Source organism: Enterocloster bolteae, assembly GCF_002234575.2.
GTDB classification, from domain to species: domain Bacteria; phylum Bacillota; class Clostridia; order Lachnospirales; family Lachnospiraceae; genus Enterocloster; species Enterocloster bolteae.
In genome coordinates this window covers 3,038,893-3,058,766 of the sequence record NZ_CP022464.2, presented here as the reverse complement: position 1 = coordinate 3,058,766, position 19,874 = coordinate 3,038,893, and the positions used below count along the sequence as shown (strand labels likewise).

The window sequence follows — 19,874 nt, the reverse complement described above, 5'->3', positions numbered from 1 at the left end:
CCTGTCACGTTCCTTTCTTTTTGTGGATGTTGCGTATGGTTTTCTTAGGCCTTCTGGCTTCTCCTGCTCCCTGGCCTGCCGCTTTATATCCGTTGCCTCTCGCCTTTCCTGCCGGAGCGGCTGTCCCGCCGTCCCTGTTACCGTTCCTTGGACGAATCAGGCATTTTTTATCATATCCGATTAAATCCGTGCGCCCTGCGATTTTAAGGGCTTCCGTCACCAAATCATAATTCCTGGGATTCCTGTACTGAATCAGAGCCCTCTGCATGGCTTTCTCATGGGGATTGACCGGTACATAGACCTGTTCCATGGTCCGGCAGTCATATCCCGTGTAGTACATGCAGGTGGAAACCGTGGAGGGTGTGGGGTAGAAATCCTGTACCTGTTCCGGCATATATCCCAAATCCCTGAGATACTCAGCCAGTTCCACCGCCTCCTTCATGGAAGAACCCGGATGGGAGGACATGAGATAGGGCACCAGATACTGCTCCTTGCCCAGCCTCTGGTTCATCTCCTTATACTCCTTCACAAACTGGCGGTAAACGCTGTTCCTGGGCTTTCCCATGCGGGTCAGCACCTTGTCCGCCACATGCTCCGGCGCCACCTTAAGCTGACCGCTGACATGGAACTCACACAGTTCCTTTAAGAATTTCCGGTTGGAATCCGCCAGCACATAATCAAACCGGATACCGGAACGGATAAATACCTTCTTTACTTTTGGAAGAGCCCTCAGCTTTCTAAGCAAAGCAATATAATCGCTGTGGTCCGCCCGCAGGTTCTTACATGGTTCAGGAAAAAGACACTGGCGGCCCGGACACGCGCCGCTTGTCAGCTGTTTTTCACAGGCAGGGAAACGGAAATCCGCGGTGGGGCCGCCCACATCGTGGATATAGCCCTTGAAATCCGGTTCCTCGGTCAGAAGCCTTGCCTCCTCCACCAGGGATTCGTGGCTTCTGGCCTGGATGATGCGGCCCTGATGGAAGGTCAGGGCGCAGAAACTGCATGCCCCGAAACATCCCCGGTTGCTGATCAGGCTGAACTTGATTTCCCGGATGGCGGGCACGCCTCCAAGCTCCTCATAGGAGGGATGGTAGTTCCTCATGTAAGGAAGAGCATATACCTCATCCATTTCCTCCTGGCTCAGTGGCTTGGACGGAGGGTTCTGCACCACAAACAGCTGATTCCCATAAGGCTCCACCAGACGTTTCCCGGAAAACGGGTCCGTATTGCTGTATTGGACATAGAAGCTCTTTGCATACTCCTTCTTGTCCCTTAAAAGCTCCTCATAGTCAGGAAGCATCTTATAATCATAGACAGATTCCAGGCTTTTTGTCTTATATACCGTACCGTCTATAAATGTAATATCCTTCACGTCCAGCCCGCTGTCCAGGGCATCGGCAATCTCCACAATGGACCGCTCTCCCATGCCATAGGATATCAGATCCGCCTGGGAATCAAGCAGCACGGATCGCTTCAGCTTATCAGACCAGTAATCATAATGGGCAAGGCGGCGCAGGCTGGCTTCGATTCCGCCTATGATGACAGGCACATCCTTATACGCGGACCGTATCAGATTGCAGTACACCACCACGGCATAGTCGGGCCGTTTGCCCATGACGCCGCCCGGTGTGTAGGAATCTTCCTTCCGCCGTTTTTTGGACACGGAATAGTGGTTCACCATGGAATCCATATTTCCCGCCGATACCAGGAAGCCCAGCCTGGGCCTTCCCAGCACTTCAATGCTCTTTTTATCCTTCCAGTCCGGCTGGGAAATGATTCCCACCTTATATCCGCGTGCCTCCAGCAGCCGGGATATGATGGCCGTGCCAAAGGAAGGATGGTCCACATAGGCGTCGCCGGACACATACACAAAGTCGCACTGCTTCCATCCTCTGATGCTCATATCATTCCGGTTCATGGGTAAATAATCGTTTTTCATCCTGCCGCTCCATCCAATAATTCATAATAATCCCTGATATAGTAATCTGCCAGCTGTTCCTTCTCCGCCTTCATCTCCAATGAAAATGCATCCTCCACAGCAAAGACAGTCATGCCCGCATTTTTTCCGGCCTGGATGCCGGCAGGCACATCCTCAAAAACCACACAGTCCTCCGGCGCCACCTTAAGGCGCTCAGCCACATTCAGATATATATCCGGGGCAGGCTTGCCGGCAGCCACCTCACAGGCTGTTGCCACCACCTTGAAGTACCTGCGGATGTCCAGTGAATCCAGCACCGCATCCACCATGGCCCTTCCGTTGCTGGTGGCAATGCCGGCCACCAGTCCCTTTCCTGAGATAAATTCCAGGAAAGCCCGCGCTCCCGGCTTCAAGGTTACTTCCTTTCTGTACTTCTCTATGGACATCTGAATCCAGGCGTTCTTTATCTCATCCAGGGATTCCTTTAACCGGAACCGTTCCTTAAAATACACCGCAGTCTCAGAAAAGCTCATTCCCTCGATTTCCTTCTGCAGGTCATCCGGGCAGGCAAGACCAAACCTGGCCAGGTATTCTATGTCAATCGCCTTCCACATCCACATGGAATCCACCAGCGTGCCGTCCAAATCAAATATAACTGCTTTTTTCCTGTTTAACTTCATCTTTCCCTATTTTCCTCTGTCTATAAACATGTTGACAAGTTTTCCGTGACTCTTATTCTGTGACTCCTATATAGTTATACACGGTTTCCCCGGTTCCCGCAATCCTTTATGGAAGCCTCCTCCTGCAGAGTCAGGGGACGGTATTCCCCCGGTTCCAGATTTGGGTCCAGGATAAGGGGTCCCATGGATATCCGTTTCAGATACTCCACCCTGCACCCCAGCGCCTCAAACATCCGCTTAATCTGATGGAACTTTCCTTCCCTTATGGTAACCAGTACTTCCTGCGCGTCTTCCTCCGGTCCTGCTCCTTTTAGTATCTTAAGCTCTGCCGGAAGGGTCATGGTGCCGTCCTCCAGTTTGATTCCTTCCTCAAACCGCTTTACGGCATCCTCCGGCAGCCCTCCTGACACATGGGCCAGATATACCTTATCCACATGCTTTTTAGGCGACAGCAGATTGTGGGCCAGCTCCCCGTCGTTGGTGATGAGAAGAAGTCCCTCCGTGTCAATGTCCAGCCTGCCCACCGGAAACAGGTCTTTTCTCAAAGCCTCCCTGATAAGACCCACCACCGTCGGGTATTTCCTGTCCTCGGTGGCAGACACCACGCCCTGGGGCTTGTTGAGCATATAGTACTCCATTCTGGCGTACGCCACCCGGCTCCTGTCCACTTCTACAATATCTGATTCCGGGTTCACCTTCCGGTCCGCGTCCTTTACCGCCTCTCCGTTCATCCGGACGCGTCCTTTCTTCACCATATCCTTTACCTGGGTACGGGTCCCGTATCCCATCTCAGCCAGAAACCGGTCAAGACGCATCGGTCCGTTTTTCCTGCCTTTATCAGCCATCGGTCCCTTTCCTCCCATTGCGTTGTTTAACTTTAGATGCTTTCATACGGATGGCTACTGCCATCTCCAGCCGGGATAGTACTTATTCTTCAGGCTCATCCCCGTACCTTTGGCCCAGCCAAGAGGAAATCCCTCCATGGCTGCCAGGCACCATCCCTTAACCGGTCCTTCATCCCCTTCCAGGGAAATAGTCTCCCCCTTCAGATAGCGGAGTACCCTGTTGTCACCGGCAGGGAAGCTGACGGTATTCGGAAACTGCCCGGCCTTCATGGACATGGCCAGGGCCTGGGATGGTTCAAACCGTCCTTTTTTTAGCTCTCCCAAAAAAAGCCCCGTGCGCAGGAATCTCAGGGGCAGGTTCCATGCAAGTCCCTCCGGCAGATAGTAGACATTGTCCTGGTGTATGACAATCCGCCCATAATCCCACTCTGCGCCGCTCTGCCTTAAAAATGCATCCAGCTCTTTTTCCTTCTCCACAGCCCGGACCCGCTTCCTGGCTGTTCCGGGGTCCATGGGGGGCAGTATCTCCTTACCCCCGTCATCCCCGCCCTTTTTTCGCATCAGGGCCAGAAAATGCCCCTCCCCTTTTAAGCGGTGCGGAAAGAGCCTCATGCAGCCGGGAAGCCCAAACCCGCCGCATGCTCCCGGCACTTTATCAAGGTCCAGACAGCACAGCTGCATCTGCGGAAATTCCTCCAGGACATAGGCCACATTCCCCTCATCCTCCTCCACGGAAAACGTACAGGTAGAATACAGCATATATCCGCCCGGTCTGAGCATGGCTGCGGCCTGGGACAGTATCTGGCGCTGGATGGGCACATAGTATTCCGGTCCCTTTTCATTCCAGTCCTTCACCATATCCTCATCCCGGCGGAACATGCCTTCCCCGGAACAGGGGGCGTCCACCAGTATCTTATCAAAAAACTCCGGCCACACGCCGGCCAGCTTTTCAGGCGCTTCACTGGTAACGCAGATGTTTGCCGCACCGGCCAGCTCCAGATTTTTAAGAAGCGCTCTGGCCCTGGAATAGCTGATGTCATTGGACACAAGCATTCCCCGGCCTTTAAGCTTTGACGCCAGCTCTGTGCTCTTGCCTCCCGGTGCAGCGCAAAGGTCCAGCACCCTGTCTCCGGGAACCACAGGCAGCATGGCTGCCGGGGTCATGGCGCTGGGTTCCTGGAGGTAATAAAGCCCGGCGTAATAGGCCGGATGCTTGGAGGGTCTTAATACCTCCCCGTCCAGCGTCCCGTCATAATAAAAACCATTGTCTGCCCACGGCACCGGCTCCAGGTTCCACGGCACCAGTTCAGCCAGTTCCCCCGGGGAAAGCTTCAGCGTGTTCACCCTGAGACCGGGCTTCCACTCCTCTTTGAAGCTTTCCAGGTACTGCCCGAACTCCTCCCCCAGAAGCTTCTGCATTTTCAGCAGAAAGGCCTCCGGAAGCTGTCTCACATCCGTCATATCATCCGCCCTCATTTCTTTATAACAGTACAGGTCAAAACTGTCACAATTGTATTTATCATATCACATCCGCCGTGATTCTGCCACCGTGCGTTTCTTTCCGGGAAATCCTGGAAATTTTATAAAAGTAATAGGGCACAATGGGAACCAGGGCCGCAAGCCAGGCCGCCGGGTCCGCCAGGCACACTCCCACATACCCGAAGCTTCCTGCCACTGCCGCCACAATAGCAGCCCTGGCAATCAGCTCAAACACGCCTCCCATCATGGGCATAAGTCCGTATCCCAGACCCTGCAGGGCATTTCTGTACAGGAAAATACTTCCCAGGAAGGGATAACACCATGCCACTGCTCTGAAGTACGTTCTGGCCGCACTCATTACCTCTGTCTCCGATGCGTCAATAAATATATGGATCAGCATATCCCCGAATAAATGGATGACCAGAATCATAACAGCGCTCCAGACCAGAATCATAACCTGTATGGACTTGACCCCCTGATGGACGCGGTCCATACGGCCTGCGCCCCGGTTCTGCCCCACATAGGTGGCTGCCGTTGCCCCGAATGCCACAAACACAGTGGACACAATGTTTTGTATCTTACCCGCAGCTGAAAAGCCGGCAATGTACACAGACCCAAAGACATTGACGGCCCCTTGTACAATGATAGTGCCTATGGCTGTGATGGAAAACTGAAGCCCCATGGGAATCCCGATGGACAGGAGCCGTCCCATAATGCCGAAGGAGATACGAAAATCCTCCCGGCTCAGCTTCAGTATATCAAATTTCCTCACAATGTAGAGAAAACACAGAAGGGCTGAAACGGCCTGGGCAATCACGGTGGCGTAGGCGCAGCCCTCCACTCCCATTCCAAACCAGATGATGAAGGCCACATCCAGGAGCACATTGATGACCGCGGAAATAATCAGAAAATACAGCGGTGAACGGCTGTCCCCCAATGCCCTCATAACAGCCGCCAGCCCGTTGTAGGCAGCCGTCGCAAAAAGCCCTGCGTAAATCACAGCCATATAACCGGCCGTGTCATCTATGATTCCATCCGGCGCGTTCATCAGGCGGAGAATGGGATAATTAAGTATCTCCAGCGCGATTGTCATGACCAGCACAAAGGCCAGGCACAGATAGATGGACATGGCCACATTGCGGCGCATCCTTTCATATTTCCCGGCTCCGAAATGCTGGGCCACCATAATGGAAAAACCGCTGGTAAGACCGTTGAGCCAGCCTATCACCAGAAAAATAAGGGATGTGGTGCTTCCGATGGCTGCCAGGGCATCCACTCCGATGAAACGCCCTGCCACCACGGAATCAGCCAGGTTATAAAACTGCTGGAATATGTTTCCCAGGCAGGTGGGAATCATGAACTGCAAAATCAGTTTTGCCGGCTTTCCGGTTGTCATATTATTAGTCATATAGTTATATTCTACCTTTCCAAAAATAGCAGGCATCATTATAATACAAAATCATGGAATATTCCAGTTGTTTTTTATCTGCTTAATGGTATACTGGAAAAATCAGACTTAGACGGACATTTGCAGGGCATTTTTGCATGATTGGCAGGGAGACACACTGTATGAACGGAAAGAAACTTCGCTACGGGTTGGTATTTATTGTTTTGACCACACTTATATATATGCTCATGGAGCTTCGCTATGGCCTTCCCATCCGGCCTCTGCGTCCAAAGCATTATGCTGCCGCGGCTGTTCTCGCCGCATGCTCCTGCCTGATTCACAGCAGGCGGGCCGCGGCATCCCCGGGTTATGCAGGGGAGCTGTTATTAGGATGCCGTAATCAGCCCGGACGCATTGTATATATGGATTATCTGAGGGTACTGGCTTCCTTCCTGGTCATCCTCGTTCATGTACTGGAGCCGGCTTATGCCCTGCTTCCTCCCCATACCTTTTCCAGAAATGTGATGGCTGCGGCGGCCGGTCTGGGCTTAAGCTGCAACCTGCTGTTCATGATGCTCAGCGGGGCACTGCTGCTGGGAGGAAGGGAGGAATCCGTCTTACAATTTTATTCCCGGCGCTTTGTCAGGGTGCTGATTCCCTGTTTTGCCTATTACCTCTTATACTTCTTTTATGTGGAAGGCATCTTTGCCCTCAGTCCTGGAAACTGGGGTAGCCTGATACAGAGCTTCCTGTCCAATGACAGCGGCCAGACACCTCATTTCTGGCTGGTGTATATTATCCTGATGTTTTACGTTGCAGCACCCTTTTTCCGAATCATGTTAAGACACATGACAGAACCCATGCTGGAGGCACTGACCGCTGTTATCTTTATCCTGCATTTCATCTACACCTACGGCCCTCTGGTTCATATACAGTTTGCAGCCTCCTCCTTCCTGGCATCATGGGACTCCATTTTCCTGCTGGGATATTACTGCACCACCCGGTCTGCCATGAAGCATTACCGGCTATTCATGACGGCAGGCCTGTTGTCAGGGCTGGCAATAGCGGGCTCCATCATGGCCCCGGAGAGCCTGGGCCCCCTGGTTTACAACAACGCGCCTCCCCAGATGCTCTTTACCTGCGCCGTATTTCTCTTCTTCCGAAAACATGGGGACCGTCTGTTTGCAAGGATTCCCACCCTGCTCTCCGCCATAGGCAGGTACAGCTTCTCCATTCTCCTGATTCACTGGCTGGTGCTGCACCGGATTGTGGGCGACGTGTTTGGCATTAACGGCCTGTCCTTTGGAATTGCAGGCGGCATACTGGTATCCTTCCTGCTTACCCTGGTCATCAGCCTGGCCCTCTCCTTCCTGTATGACAATACGGTAGTCCTGTGCATGGACAGGGCCTGTGAGATTTTCTTCGGAGTCTTGGGACGTGTGGGGAAACGGCTGGGGCGCTTTGCAAAATAGTCATGCTGACAGTTATGCTGTATACATGCCTTCCGGGCGCAGTGAAACGGGCCTTTCATGATGGTTTTCATGAAAAGCCCGCTGTCTTTTATCCTCTTACTTTATCCTCTTTTTTATCCCTCTATTTCATCCGCGGTGCCTGGTTTCAGCGGTGCATAGTTTCAGCGGTGCTTGGTTTCATCTGCAGGGACAGCCTGGCATCCTCCTTCAGGAACAATGGAATGGTATCCAGAGGCGCATCTGCCTCAATCCGCGTTCCGCCGTCATATACCATGCCCGTTCCCGCGTCCTTCCACCTGCATCCCTCCGGCAGATAGACCATCCGCTTTCTGGCTCCCAGCTCCACCACCGGGGCCACCAGAAGGTCCGGTCCGAACATATACTCATCCCCTATGTCATATACATTTTTATCCCCGCAAAAATCGTAAAACAAAGGACGCATGACTGGTGTTCCGTCTTCAGAGGCCAGCTTCATCTGCCCCATGATATACGGCTTTAATTCTTCTCTGACATACATATACCGGCGGATGATTTCATAGGCCTCCTCACCAAAACTCCATACCTCATTGGGACCTCCTGAACCGCAGTAACCGTCCGGATTCAATATATCCCTTACCGGATAGGGAAGCCTGAATCCGTGAAGGCGGAATATAGGGCAGAATACGCCGAATTCAAACCATCTAATCATCAGCTCCCGGAATTCTTCCGACTCCGGATCCCCATTGATGAACCCGCCGATATCCGTGGTCCACCAGGGTATCCCGCACATGGCCACGTTAAGCCCTGCCTTCAGCTGTTTTCTCAGGCTGTCAAAGGTGGAAGCAATGTCCCCCGACCATAGTACGACTCCATACCGCTGGGAGCCCAGCCATGCGCATCTGACCAGGTTGCACACTTCCTCACCCTGGGCTTTCAGGCCGTCGTAAAATGCCTTTGCAACCCCCACGCAATAGATATTGCTGACCTCCTCCCCGTTTCCAAGGTACATGCGGACATTGTCGTAATCATAGGGCCGCATCTCCGGCTCCGCCTCATCCAGCCAGAAAGTACGGATTCCATAGTCATAGTAATTTTTCTTTGCCCTGGACCAGAAAAATTCCCGGGCTCCCGGATGGGTGGTATCCACATATGTCTGGGGACCAAAGAACATAAATACCACGTCCACTCCCCGCTCTCCCCTGAGAATGTAATTATGCTCTCTCATATATGCATAATTTTCACTTCTTGGGTCTATGGTAGGCCAGACGGACACCATCAGTTTGATACCCATGGACTCCAGCTCACTGACCATGGCCTTGGGATCAGGCCATTTCTCAGGATCAAACTTCCATTCTCCCTGCATGGTCCAGTGAAAATAATCAATGACTATGACTGAAATGGGAAGTCCCCTTCTTTTATACTCCCTGGCCACCTGAAGCAGCTCCTCCTGGGTCTCATAGCGCAGCTTGCACTGCCAGAAACCCGCGGCCCACTCAGGCAGCATGGGAGCCCGGCCTGTGATGGCGGTAAATTTCTCATTGATCTCTCCCGGCGTGTCCCCTGCTATGATCACATAGTCAATCTGCTTTGCGCACTGTACATGCCACATGGTATGGTTGTTGACAAATTCAGCGCGGCCTATGGCTGGATTGTTCCATATGAATCCATATCCCCTGGATGAATATGTATAGGGGATGGTGCATTTTCCGTTCTTCTGAAGCAGCTCCACCGTGCTCCCCTTTAAATCAAAGCAGTCATTGGCGTCCTGTCCCATTCCATAAAAATGCTCGCCCGGCTCCGCCTTAAAGTACAGGCTTATCTTAAACTGATTGCCTGATGTGACCCTGTATTCCCTGGCCCTGCGGAGAGGGGCCGTGTGTACCCTTCCGTCAATCCAGTATTCCTCCAGAAGCACCTTTCCTGTCCGGGTGTTCCGGTAGGTGACGGTGCCGTCGCCCGTAATCGTCACCTGTATTTTACCGTTTGTCATGCAGGCCTTTTCATCATCCGCTTCTATGATAACTCCCTCAGGAGAGGCCGGTTCCTCCAGAGTCCAGTTGAGAGCTTCATCAATGCGCAGGCTCTTACTGGAGCGGAACCGTATGGCGTCCCTTCCGTATGGTTCGATATAGACCAGCTCTCCTGCCGTCTCCCATATGATGCGGTTTCCTTCTGTCTTTCCCTCATACCTGGGTATTGTGTAATATGCCACTTACTGCTCTCCTTTCTCTATGACCATATGGATATCATGGTCCTGCATCCGATTGCCCATATGGATATAAGTCCTTTTATGGTCCATCCTGAAACCAATGTCCTGTCCGTCAGCCTGCACTCCGGCCGGTCTTATGTTGTGCAGGACAAAGGTAAGGTTCATGTCCGTTCTGGTGCAGTCAATTTTGACCCGGTCAGCCGATGCGTACATTTCAACTGTAAATCCGTGTTCATAGGAACAGAGCCGTCCTTTGCCCTCCATTGGATAACAGTGGATTTCCCACTGGTCATCTTCCTTCTGTCCTATATATTCCATTTCAGGCCCAATGGGGATAATGGCGTTCTCCCTTACATAGACCGGTATCTTATCTAACGGAACCACCTGTTCCATCCATTTCCCGCCTTCCTCAACCGTATCGTCGTAAAAATCCGTCCACTGACCCCGGGGAAGATAGATTCTCACTGAATTATCTTCATTTAACACAGGAATGACCATAAGCTCTTTTCCAAACAGATACTGGGTATCCAGACCGGCCGCGCTTAAATCTGACGAATAGTCATAGAACACCGGCCTGTGTATCAGTGTGTCCTCTTCCCTGACAGCCAGGGCCTGGTTATAGATGTATGGAATCAGGCGGTAACGCAGGCCCGCGTATTTCCTGTAAACATCAACTGCCTGCTGGCCAAAATCCCATGGCTCCCTGGAATAAAAGCCATGGAACCTGGCGTGGGAGCAGAACATGCCAAATTCCAGCCACCGGATATAAAGCTCCGGACTGCTCTCAAACCAGAATCCCCCTATGTCGCTGGACCAGAATGGAATTCCGCTGAGGGACAGGTTCAGACAGCCTTTAACGGAGCTTGCAAGGCTTCCAAAATCCGTTCCCGCATCACCGCCCCAGTGAACCGGATATTTCTGGGAGCCGGCCCAGGCGCTTCTGGCCCATATGAGGGCCTTATCTTCCCCAAATTCCTCCTTAGCGGCCTCGTATGCGGCCTTATTGTACAACAGGGCATACAGGTTATGCACGTCCCTGCCGTCGGCGCCTGCATACTTAAAAAATGCCGGGGCGGATTCCCCAAAGTCAACCTTGATGACATCCACGCCCTTCCTGAGCAGGGGTTTTATCAGTTTTTCCTTATACCAGTGAACTGCCTCCGGATTGGTGAAGTCAATAAGTCCGTGAGGAAACTGAAGGTCACCGTCCGGATTTCCGGCAAAATATCCGTTGGCAGCCGCCTCATCATAAACCTCATAGGAGGTCTTTCCCCGTTCAATATAGGGAAGCTGCCAGAGGGACAGCTTATATCCGTCCTGATGGAGTTTTTCAATCATCTCCTCCACCTTTGGGAATTTTTTCTCGTCAAACTTCCAGTCACACACCCAGTTTTCCGTAAACCAGTCCGTATCAATATGTATGACGTCACATGGAAGCCTGCTGCTTCTCATCTGTCCGGCCACCCGCTCCACTTCTTCCCTGGTGCCGTAACTGATTTTACTCATCCAGATGCCGAAGGACCATTTGGGAGGCACCGCAGGCAGTCCTGTCAGCCTGTGATACGCCGGAATAATGTCCTTTATCGTGTCCCCTGTCATCAGAAAATAATCTAACAGAGCTCCTTCCACCATGGTATAGCTTGCCTTGGATAAGGTTGCGCCCAAATCACACCGTATTTTCCTGGATGTATTATAAAAAATCCCGTATCCCCTGGAACTCATATAAAAAGGAATATATTTATATCCCCTTTCCGTGTTTACCCCAAGGGAATTGGTGTTCCACAAATCGAACAGTCGGCCCTTTCTTGACACAGATGTAAAATTCTCCCCCAATCCGTAAAACTCCTCATAGGGATCGGACCATGCCGCCTCACAGGCATATTGTTCCTTTGTATTTCTGTCAAACAGGAATCCCATGGGACAAATCTCATAGGGCATAAAGGAATGGCAGTCCCTGCCGAACTGGCGGTATATGACCTCCCCATCCCTGTTTTTGACAGAAAGGTTCCAGGGACTTTTCTGAATCACAGCTGTCATACATCCGGTTGCCATTACAATCTGGCCCTCTGATTCAGAACAGGTGACGCTGCATTCCGTCTCTTCCATATCCCCAATCATTTCTGTCCTGTTTTCCGGCACACAAAAACCCTCCGCCATGGTGACCCGCAGCGTATTCTCATTGACAAATCTGAGCCGTATGGAAAGGGTACTGCGGTTTGGCTTTTCTGTAAACACATGGCGGTAATCCAGATACCTGTATGTATAATTTTCATCCACATACAAGCCCTCTGCCAGGATATCACATCCCTTTGGGACAGGGGTGCAGGATTTCACCCTGTGCACCAGCAGCATGGTCAGGTTCTTTGACCGGCTGATTCTGGGAAATACAGGCATGTTCTCAAATAATTCTTCCTCACGGGCTATGTTTTCTTCGGATAGACCGTGCATGATTTCTCCAAGGCTTTTCTCCATCTTTTTACTCCTCTCACCCTTTGACTGAGCCGGCGGTCAGACCGCTGACTATGTATTTCTGCAGACAGATAAACACGATAACAATGGGAAGCACCACTACGGTTGAGTAGGCCATTAAAATCTCCCATCTGACTCCCAGCTCGCCCATGGCCTTGTAAAGAATCAGCGGCAGGGTCTTTAGCTTTTCCTGATTCAGGAATGTCAGGGAGAACACCATGTCGCCCCAGGACATGAACAGGGCCATGGAAGTGGCTGTCACGATACCCGGATAGCTGATGGGAACCATGATGCGGATGAATGTCCCCAGGGGACCGCATCCGTCAATAATGGCGGCCTCCTCCAGTTCTTTGGGTATGTCTTTAAAATATGTCCTCAGTATGATGACCACAAATGGTATGGTAATGGTTGCGTCGGACAGGATGACTCCCAGATGATTGTTGATTAACCCCAGTTTGTTAAAATTTACAAACAGAGGCGTCAAAATCAGTGAGCTGGGCAGCATCTGAGCCACCAGGAAGATGAACAAAAGCACGCTTATCATCCTGCTTTTAAACCTTGCCAGCCCATAGGAGGCCGGAACCCCTAAAACCAGGGTGAGGGCTGTTGCCCCGAACGAAACCACAACACTGTTTTTAAGATATGTGAACAGGCTGATCCCATGTTCATTTTTCAGGATATATGAATCAAACACAATCCTGCTGGGAAAAAAGGACGGGTTGGAAAAGGATTCCCCCGGCGGTCTGAGCGATGTGGCCACCATCCAGTACAAAGGAAACAGGAATACACAGGTAACCAGTATGCCTGCGGCTGTCAGCGCTGCCTTCCTCCGGCCTTCCATACGTTTTCTATCCTTCATAGTCCTCACCTCCTAATTTTCGTCTTCCCGCGTCACAATATGAATATAAATCATTCCCACCGCCATAAGCATTACAAACAGAATGTTGGCCACAGCCGCTCCCTGGGAGAAGTTATATTCACTGAAGGAATAGCGGTAAGCCAGGGTGGACAGCATCTCCGTGGAAGATCCAGGTCCACCCCCCGTCATCACATACACCAGGTCAAACACCTTAAAGGTATAGATGAATCCCAGTGTTAGCACCGATATGATGGCCGGCCTCAAAAGAGGCACTGTAATATAAAAGAATCTTTGTATTCTGGTGGCTCCGTCAATACTGGCTGATTCATAGATATCCTGGGGTACTGTGGTCAGCGCCGTTGCCAGAAGAATCATGTTAAACGGAACTCCCTTCCATATGTTTGCGATTATGATGGCTGCCATGGCCGTATTCCCATGTGCCAGCCATTCCACCGGCTTCTGAATCAGGTGCAGCCCCATCAGTATACGGTTCATGATTCCTATATCGCTGTTGAACATGTATTTGAACACACCGGCTACCGCAACCATGGGAATCATCCAGGCCACCACATTGACGGCCCGCAGGGGTCCGGCTCCCTTAAAATCCTGGCCGAAAAACAGCGCCATGAGAAACCCGATGGGGAATTGGAATACAAGACACCACAGGGTGAATACCAGGGTATTCTTTACGGCAATCCAGGTGACCTCTGTCCTGCATATTTTCTGGTAAATCTTAAGTCCCACAAAATGGCTGTCACCTGTGGCAAAATTCATCAAATCCACATTCTTAAAGCTCATGATTATATTGCTTATAATCGGAAAAATAATCATGATGGTCATGAACGCTGCACCCGGCAGGACAAACGCAAACAGTGTCAGCTTCTTCTTAAAGAAATATCCTTTCTTACTTCCCATCTTCCCACTCCATTTCGCAAAAAGGGCGCTGCTGCGCGCCCTCTTCTTTATTCGCTGATGATTTCCGCAACCTCTGCCGCTGCCTGCTTCAGTGCATCGTCCACTGATTTGGCACCCGAGAGCACATCCTGGTACGCAAACTGAATCGCACTGGAAATCTCAGGCCATTTCGGATGAGGCCCCCTGGCCTTGGCAAGCTTTAACTGTTCCGTATAGACCGAAAGAATTGGGTCATCCAGCCACAGGGTACTCTCCGCCACAGCATCTTCCCTTGGTGATATGTAACCGGCATCCTCACAGAATTTCCTGGAATTCTCTTTGCTGCTGAGGAATTTCATTAATTCCCAGGACGCTTCCCTGTTGTCATCCTTCATCATCATGATGTTCCCTCCACCTATGGGAGAAGCGGCATTTTTGTAGTTGGGGAAGGTAACCACGCCGTAATTCAGATCCGGGTTCTCATTCTGGATATTGGTATTCAGCCAGCTTCCTGCCACCATCATGGCCGACTTGCCGGTTGCGAACAGAGAAGCGCACATATCTGCCTGGGTCATGGATATCAGCTCCTTGCTCATATATCCGTTCTGGTAGAAATCATTAATCATGGTAAGGGCTTCCCCGGCCCCCTCTGAATCCAGGCTGTCATAATCCGCCCCTGCCTGCCAGATAAACGGAAGCACATCAAAGGTCCCTTCCTCTGATTTAATCAGGGACATTGTAAGCCCGTAATGGTCTGCCGTGGTTGTCTTGGCCGTCATGTCCTTAAAGTCATCCCAGGTCCAGCCGCTGTCAGGATACTCCAGCCCCATTTCATCAAAAATGTCTTTATTATACATGATGGCAAGACAGTTGCTGTAATAGGGAACCCCGTAATACTTATCCTCGTACCGGGCAGAGTTCACCGGTGCCTCAAAATAATTCTCCAGCTCTCCCCAGGCCTCCACCTCGCTTGTGATATCCATGGCTGCTCCCATGGCTGCAAATGAAACATTGTCCACGGTATCACAAAGCGTAACGTCCGGCAGCTGATCCGCAGCCACGCCAATGGACAGCTGTTTCTTGATTTCCGCGAAAGCCACGCTCTGGGTTTCCACCTTGATGCCGGGATGCAGTTCCTGGAACTCATCAATCATCTGAAGCAGAAGCGTTGCCTGGTCCGGAGAAATGTGATACCACATTTCAATGGTGGTCTGCTCCTGTCCCTGAGACGCCTGGGTTTCTGCGGTCTGACCTGTGGTGCCTGCGTCTGTGCTGCCCTGGCTGGTACTGGTGCCGGAGCCGGAACACCCTGCCAGCATCACCGCTGCCAGCCCAAGGGCAATTCCTCTTGTGAATAAACGTTTTTTCATGTAATCCCCTCCTGTATTTTCTGTCATCTGATGTCTTAAGTATATCCATTTAATCCAATTTAGGGAATTCCATTATTTTAACTTCATTTTGATATTTTAACCAAAATACATTCCACTTTTTTAAACCATATTGACTATTTTGATGGTTAAAATTATAATTAAGCCACTTATTAGTACTACATTTCGGCGCGAGGGGGGATTTATGTGAGAAAATTCATCCCATGGATAAAGGGACATTTTTTATATAAAATACGATACCAGATTACCATTTTCCTGTTCTTTGTGACCTTTCTCCCGGTCATCAGCATTCAGCTTTTTAACTATGAAAAGACTTCCGAAATGCTGTTTACTAAAAACCACTCCCTCCTGGCAGATAACCTGCAGCTGACCCAGAACAGCATCAATAACGTGCTGACGGATTACAAACGTATCCTGTTCCAGATATCCACCGATGTTACCTGCATGGATAATATACTGGAACTGTCCAAGGTATCTCCTGATTCCGCAGAATACAGGCGCATCTCTGAGTCGCTGGAAACATATATCAAAGCCAATATTCTCATGTACCCGGAAATACAGGCATTGTGTGTCATCAGCACCACCGGCACCCCCTATATCTACGTTCAGAAACGCCAGAAAACCCAGCCAATCATAGATTATTTTGAGGCGAATAAGGAAGAACTGAACCAGCTTCTTCTCTCGTCGACCCGTTCCATCATTGGTTCCGTCCACGACGGCAGCCCTTATTATGACCCAGAGCACCCGGTATTCTTTCTGGGCAGCAGAACCATACATTATGAAAAAATGAAAATAACCGGCAGCATACTTCTGTTCATCTCACCGGATAAGATGAACTCTGCCATCAATAACCCGGATTCCCAGGTCTATCCCTTTACGGATAAACTACTGGTGGATTCCTCCGGAAGGCTTATCTGTTCCAAAGACAGAAACACCGGAAAAATCCTTGGCAGCCTGGAAAACTACAAAGCCATAGACTGGGACAGCCTCTCCTCTGACTCCGGGGACATGCAGGGGGATTATCTGGTATCCCAGATACCGCTGGAGCATTTTGACCTGCACCTTATAAATATAGTGGATTACAGACAGATGACAAAGGACCTGGAGGCGCTGTGGACCACCATTACCCTGGCCATATCAGCCATCCTGCTGGTGTCCATGCTGGTCGCCTATGTGCTCTGCCACAAGTTCATATTCTCCATTGAAAATGTGGCCGCCAAAATGAATCTGTTTGACGAGCATCATCTGGATGTGGAAATCAGGAACATGAGCAGGAATGAGCTTCGCATCATAGAATCTTCCTTTAACCGGATGCTGGGGCAGATCCGGGGCCTGTTGGATGAAAACAAGCAGCAGTATAAGAAAATCTGCGAGGCTGAGTTAAAATCTCTGGAGCTCCAAATCAATCCCCACTTTTTGTTCAACACCCTGGATTCCATCTGTTGGACGGCTGCCCAGGAAAACTGTCTGACCGTAAGCGAACAGCTCAACAAGCTGGCTGCCATTCTGCGCCACACAGTATATAATATGAACTGCGTGGTTCCTCTCCAGGATGAAATCTGCTGGATGCAGAATTATCTGGATTTACAGAAAAGCCGGTTTCACGGCCGTTTCTCCTACGACATACACGACCTGACAAAGGGCAGGCGAATTTATATCCATAAGCTGCTTTTACAGCCGTTTTTGGAAAACGCCCTGATTCACGGATTTGAAAATCTGCCCCGCAAGGGCCGTCTGGAGATTGCCTGCCGTATCACCGGACAATCCCACCTGCTCCTTCAGGTGTCTGACAACGGCTGCGGCATACCGGAAGATAAGGTGAGGGAAATCAATCTTCTCTTTACCACAGGACGGTCCGCCTTTACCGGCATAGGGCTGACTAATATTGCTTACCGCACAAAGGGCTATTATCCTCACAGCCGTATTTTTGTGTCATCCTCTCCTATGGGCACCTGCTTTAAGATATTTATACCAATGAATGAAATGGAGTGAAAAATATGTTTCGATTGTTGATTGTGGAAGATGAAGAAAACTCAAGAAAAGGGCTGAAAGCCACGCTTGCCCCCATACCGAACCTGGAAATCGACACTGCCTGCGATGGACGGGAAGGCTGCTTAAAGGCCATACGATGGAATCCGGATATCATTATCAGCGATATCCACATGCCTGTCTGGGACGGACTTGTGATGACGGAAAAGCTCTGCAAAAAGGGATTTGCAGGCACCATATATCTGCTGACCGGATACGCGGAATTTGAATATGCCAGAAAGGCCCTGCAATACCATGTGGAAGATTATATTCTGAAACCGGTGGTCCCCTCAAAACTCAGGAATCTCATTGAAGTCAAATTGAAAGACCTGAACAAAAAAAGAAACAGCCAGAATCCCCAGCTATGCCATCTCTTATCCGATGAAGATTCGGTGCTTCTCACGGAACGCCTGGCCCCCTTCTGCTATACGGATTATTTTTTGGCCGTGGTCTATATGGAACGGGAACACCATCTTCCCCTGGAGGTCAAGGAAGCTGTCATAGAAGAGCGGGGCCATTATATCCTGACCCTGCCGGATAAGCACTACCGTGGCATCCTCATAGGCTTTACGAACCACATGATTAACCACGGCAAAATTGACCGTATTTCATCCCTGCTGGAGCCATACGAGCATCTGACCTGCATTTATGAAACACGGCAGGCTGGTTTTATTTCAAACTGGCTTCTTGCCTTTGAACAGCTCCGGAGTGCCATTCCCTGGACCATCACCTGCCGCTCCCGCTTTCTGTCCTACGATACATACATGGAGCAGGAGGCGGGAGAATTAAACGAGGATGTATTTTTCAAGAAGGACCTGCAGCGTATGCTCTGCGGCGGCGACTTTGACGGATGCAGGAAAATACTGCTAAAAAAAATCAGCCAGATGCAGGCCAATGCCTGCCATCCCAGACATATTCTTGCCGCTGCCGTATCCGGCCTGGTCAAGTTTGACTCCAAACAGGCCTATCTGGAGGCGGTAAACCAGATGGCGGCTGCCAGAACCATGCATGAAATCAGGACCTGTATTGATTCCTATTATGAGACATGCAAGGGCAGACCCGCGTCCGCCGGCTATTCCCCACTGATACAAAAGGCCCTTCATGTGATAGATAAGAGCTATAAAGAACCTATTTCCCTGAATTCCGTTGCGGAACAGCTCAACATCACCCCCCAGTATCTGAGCCGGTTATTCATGAAGGAGATGTCCCGCTCTTTTGTGGATTATCTGACCTCCTACCGCATGGAGCGCGCCAAAAGCCTGCTCCAGGATACAAACATGAAAATCAACATGATCTGTGTCCAGGTAGGGTATCAGGATGCCAAATATTTCTGCACCCTGTTCAAGAAAATAACCGGAGTGACCCCCAACCAGTACCGCGCCAGCAGCCCTAATATGTAAACACCAGCCGCTTCTTTTCCAGCCATTTGAGAATCCAGTAAGGATTCACGCTCATTTCCTCATTGTGGTCCGTCTTAATATAAATCCCCACATGGAGATGAACATCAAAGTTCCCCCTGGTTCCCTCTGTCTTTCCGTATCCCGTATCCCCCATGTATCCGATCAGCTCCCCTGCCTTTACCCTGTCTCCTTCCTTAAAGTCTCCGGCATAGCTATAGAGGTGCGCATAGTACAGGTAGGCTCCCCCGGGAGCCCGCACGCCTATGCGCCATCCCCCCATTTCCAGCCACCCTATTTTTTCAATGATTCCGTCCGTCATGCTGACAACAGGATAATATCCGGGCGGCATTTTTGAGCCCATGATATCGCAGCCTTCATGGCGGCGTTTTGGGCTGTTTTTCCGGCCACCGTTCTCTCTGCTGTTGTCCCCTCCGCCGTTCTCCCCGCCGCTTACATATCCCCGCCCGTCCATCCAGCCGTTCTCAAACGCCACCTCCGGCGTGTCCTTATTCCGGCTCTCTGGAATTGGAAAGTACTCTAAATCCCCCAGGACGGTCTCATATGCATGTTTCAGCTTTCGGTAGTCCGCAGGCCTGGCCGCAGCCAGCAGCCTGTTATTATATCTGGTGTCCTTAATGCCTGTAAGGTCATAATCATGTTCCACCATCAGGGTGGCAACCATGTCCGGATCCAGGTTGTCAAGCCCTGCCACCGCATCTCCCAGACTCATGGCCCTGAAATCATCGCTCTCCCAGGAATACGGCCCCAGCTGGTAATAATCCGGATTCGCAATCAGATAATTGGTAATGGAACACTGGAATACCGCCAGCAGCAAAATAAGAATCAAAGGCATAGCCCGCCACCCTT

The 19,874-nt window shown here is 50.8% G+C and carries 14 protein-coding genes; 3 read left to right on the top strand and 11 right to left on the bottom strand.

Translation table 11 applies throughout. The features are described from left to right. Positions 1-4: 4 nt before the first annotated feature. From CGC65_RS14225 to CGC65_RS14205, 5 genes are all read right to left on the bottom strand, one after another. Complete coding sequence (locus CGC65_RS14225) at positions 5-1,939, bottom strand: YgiQ family radical SAM protein (protein WP_002567553.1); 1,935 nt, start codon at positions 1,937-1,939, stop codon at positions 5-7. Continuing rightward, positions 1,936-2,598 (bottom strand): HAD family hydrolase, encoded by a 663-nt coding sequence (locus CGC65_RS14220; RefSeq protein ID WP_002567552.1) that lies wholly within the window; start codon positions 2,596-2,598, stop codon positions 1,936-1,938. The genes CGC65_RS14225 and CGC65_RS14220 overlap by 4 nt, the downstream gene beginning before the upstream one ends. A 74-nt stretch (positions 2,599-2,672) precedes the next feature. Beyond that, positions 2,673-3,443, bottom strand: a complete 771-nt coding sequence (locus CGC65_RS14215; protein WP_002567551.1) for a pseudouridine synthase — start codon at positions 3,441-3,443, stop codon at positions 2,673-2,675. Between the two features lie 54 nt (positions 3,444-3,497). Continuing rightward, entirely contained in the window at positions 3,498-4,904 is a 1,407-nt protein-coding gene (locus CGC65_RS14210) for an RsmF rRNA methyltransferase first C-terminal domain-containing protein (RefSeq protein ID WP_002573625.1), read from the bottom strand. Between the two features lie 58 nt (positions 4,905-4,962). Further along, a complete protein-coding gene (locus CGC65_RS14205; protein WP_330361530.1) occupies positions 4,963-6,330 on the bottom strand; it encodes an MATE family efflux transporter in 1,368 nt (455 codons plus the stop codon). Between the two features lie 161 nt (positions 6,331-6,491). On the opposite strand from CGC65_RS14205, the gene CGC65_RS14200 reads away from it, so the two are divergent. Then, on the top strand, positions 6,492-7,781 hold the full coding sequence (locus CGC65_RS14200) for an acyltransferase (RefSeq protein ID WP_002567548.1): 1,290 nt from the start codon (positions 6,492-6,494) through the stop codon (positions 7,779-7,781). A 145-nt stretch (positions 7,782-7,926) separates the two neighbouring features. Here CGC65_RS14200 and CGC65_RS14195 read toward each other — a convergent pair whose 3' ends face one another. The 5 genes from CGC65_RS14195 to CGC65_RS14175 are packed head-to-tail and all read right to left on the bottom strand — an operon-like array spanning position 7,927 to position 15,561. Further along, positions 7,927-9,972, bottom strand: a complete 2,046-nt coding sequence (locus CGC65_RS14195) for a glycoside hydrolase family 31 protein (protein WP_007037303.1) — start codon at positions 9,970-9,972, stop codon at positions 7,927-7,929. Continuing rightward, the gene (locus CGC65_RS14190) at positions 9,973-12,441 is read right to left on the bottom strand and encodes a TIM-barrel domain-containing protein (protein WP_002567546.1); all 2,469 of its coding nucleotides are present in this window, start codon (positions 12,439-12,441) and stop codon (positions 9,973-9,975) included. It lies immediately after the preceding gene. A gap of 13 nt (positions 12,442-12,454) precedes the next feature. Continuing rightward, positions 12,455-13,297 (bottom strand): carbohydrate ABC transporter permease, encoded by an 843-nt coding sequence (locus tag CGC65_RS14185; RefSeq protein WP_002567545.1) that lies wholly within the window; start codon positions 13,295-13,297, stop codon positions 12,455-12,457. A gap of 12 nt (positions 13,298-13,309) precedes the next feature. Further along, the gene (locus CGC65_RS14180; RefSeq protein ID WP_002567544.1) at positions 13,310-14,212 is read right to left on the bottom strand and encodes a carbohydrate ABC transporter permease; all 903 of its coding nucleotides are present in this window, start codon (positions 14,210-14,212) and stop codon (positions 13,310-13,312) included. 47 nt (positions 14,213-14,259) lie between these two features. Further along, positions 14,260-15,561: an ABC transporter substrate-binding protein gene (locus tag CGC65_RS14175; RefSeq protein WP_002567543.1), complete on the bottom strand. Its 1,302-nt coding sequence runs from the start codon at positions 15,559-15,561 to the stop codon at positions 14,260-14,262. A gap of 204 nt (positions 15,562-15,765) precedes the next feature. Between CGC65_RS14175 and CGC65_RS14170 the strand changes: the two genes are divergently transcribed. Both CGC65_RS14170 and CGC65_RS14165 read left to right on the top strand, forming a co-directional pair. Continuing rightward, positions 15,766-17,571 carry a sensor histidine kinase gene (locus CGC65_RS14170; RefSeq protein WP_002567542.1) on the top strand — a complete coding sequence of 602 codons (1,806 nt, stop codon included), beginning with the start codon at positions 15,766-15,768 and terminating at the stop codon, positions 17,569-17,571. A gap of 5 nt (positions 17,572-17,576) precedes the next feature. Beyond that, on the top strand, positions 17,577-19,007 hold the full coding sequence (locus CGC65_RS14165) for a response regulator transcription factor (protein WP_002567541.1): 1,431 nt from the start codon (positions 17,577-17,579) through the stop codon (positions 19,005-19,007). Here CGC65_RS14165 and CGC65_RS14160 read toward each other — a convergent pair. Continuing rightward, positions 18,997-19,860 carry a M23 family metallopeptidase gene (locus tag CGC65_RS14160; protein ID WP_002567540.1) on the bottom strand — a complete coding sequence of 288 codons (864 nt, stop codon included), beginning with the start codon at positions 19,858-19,860 and terminating at the stop codon, positions 18,997-18,999. The two genes, CGC65_RS14165 and CGC65_RS14160, sit on opposite strands and share 11 nt — an antisense overlap. Positions 19,861-19,874: the final 14 nt, after the last annotated feature.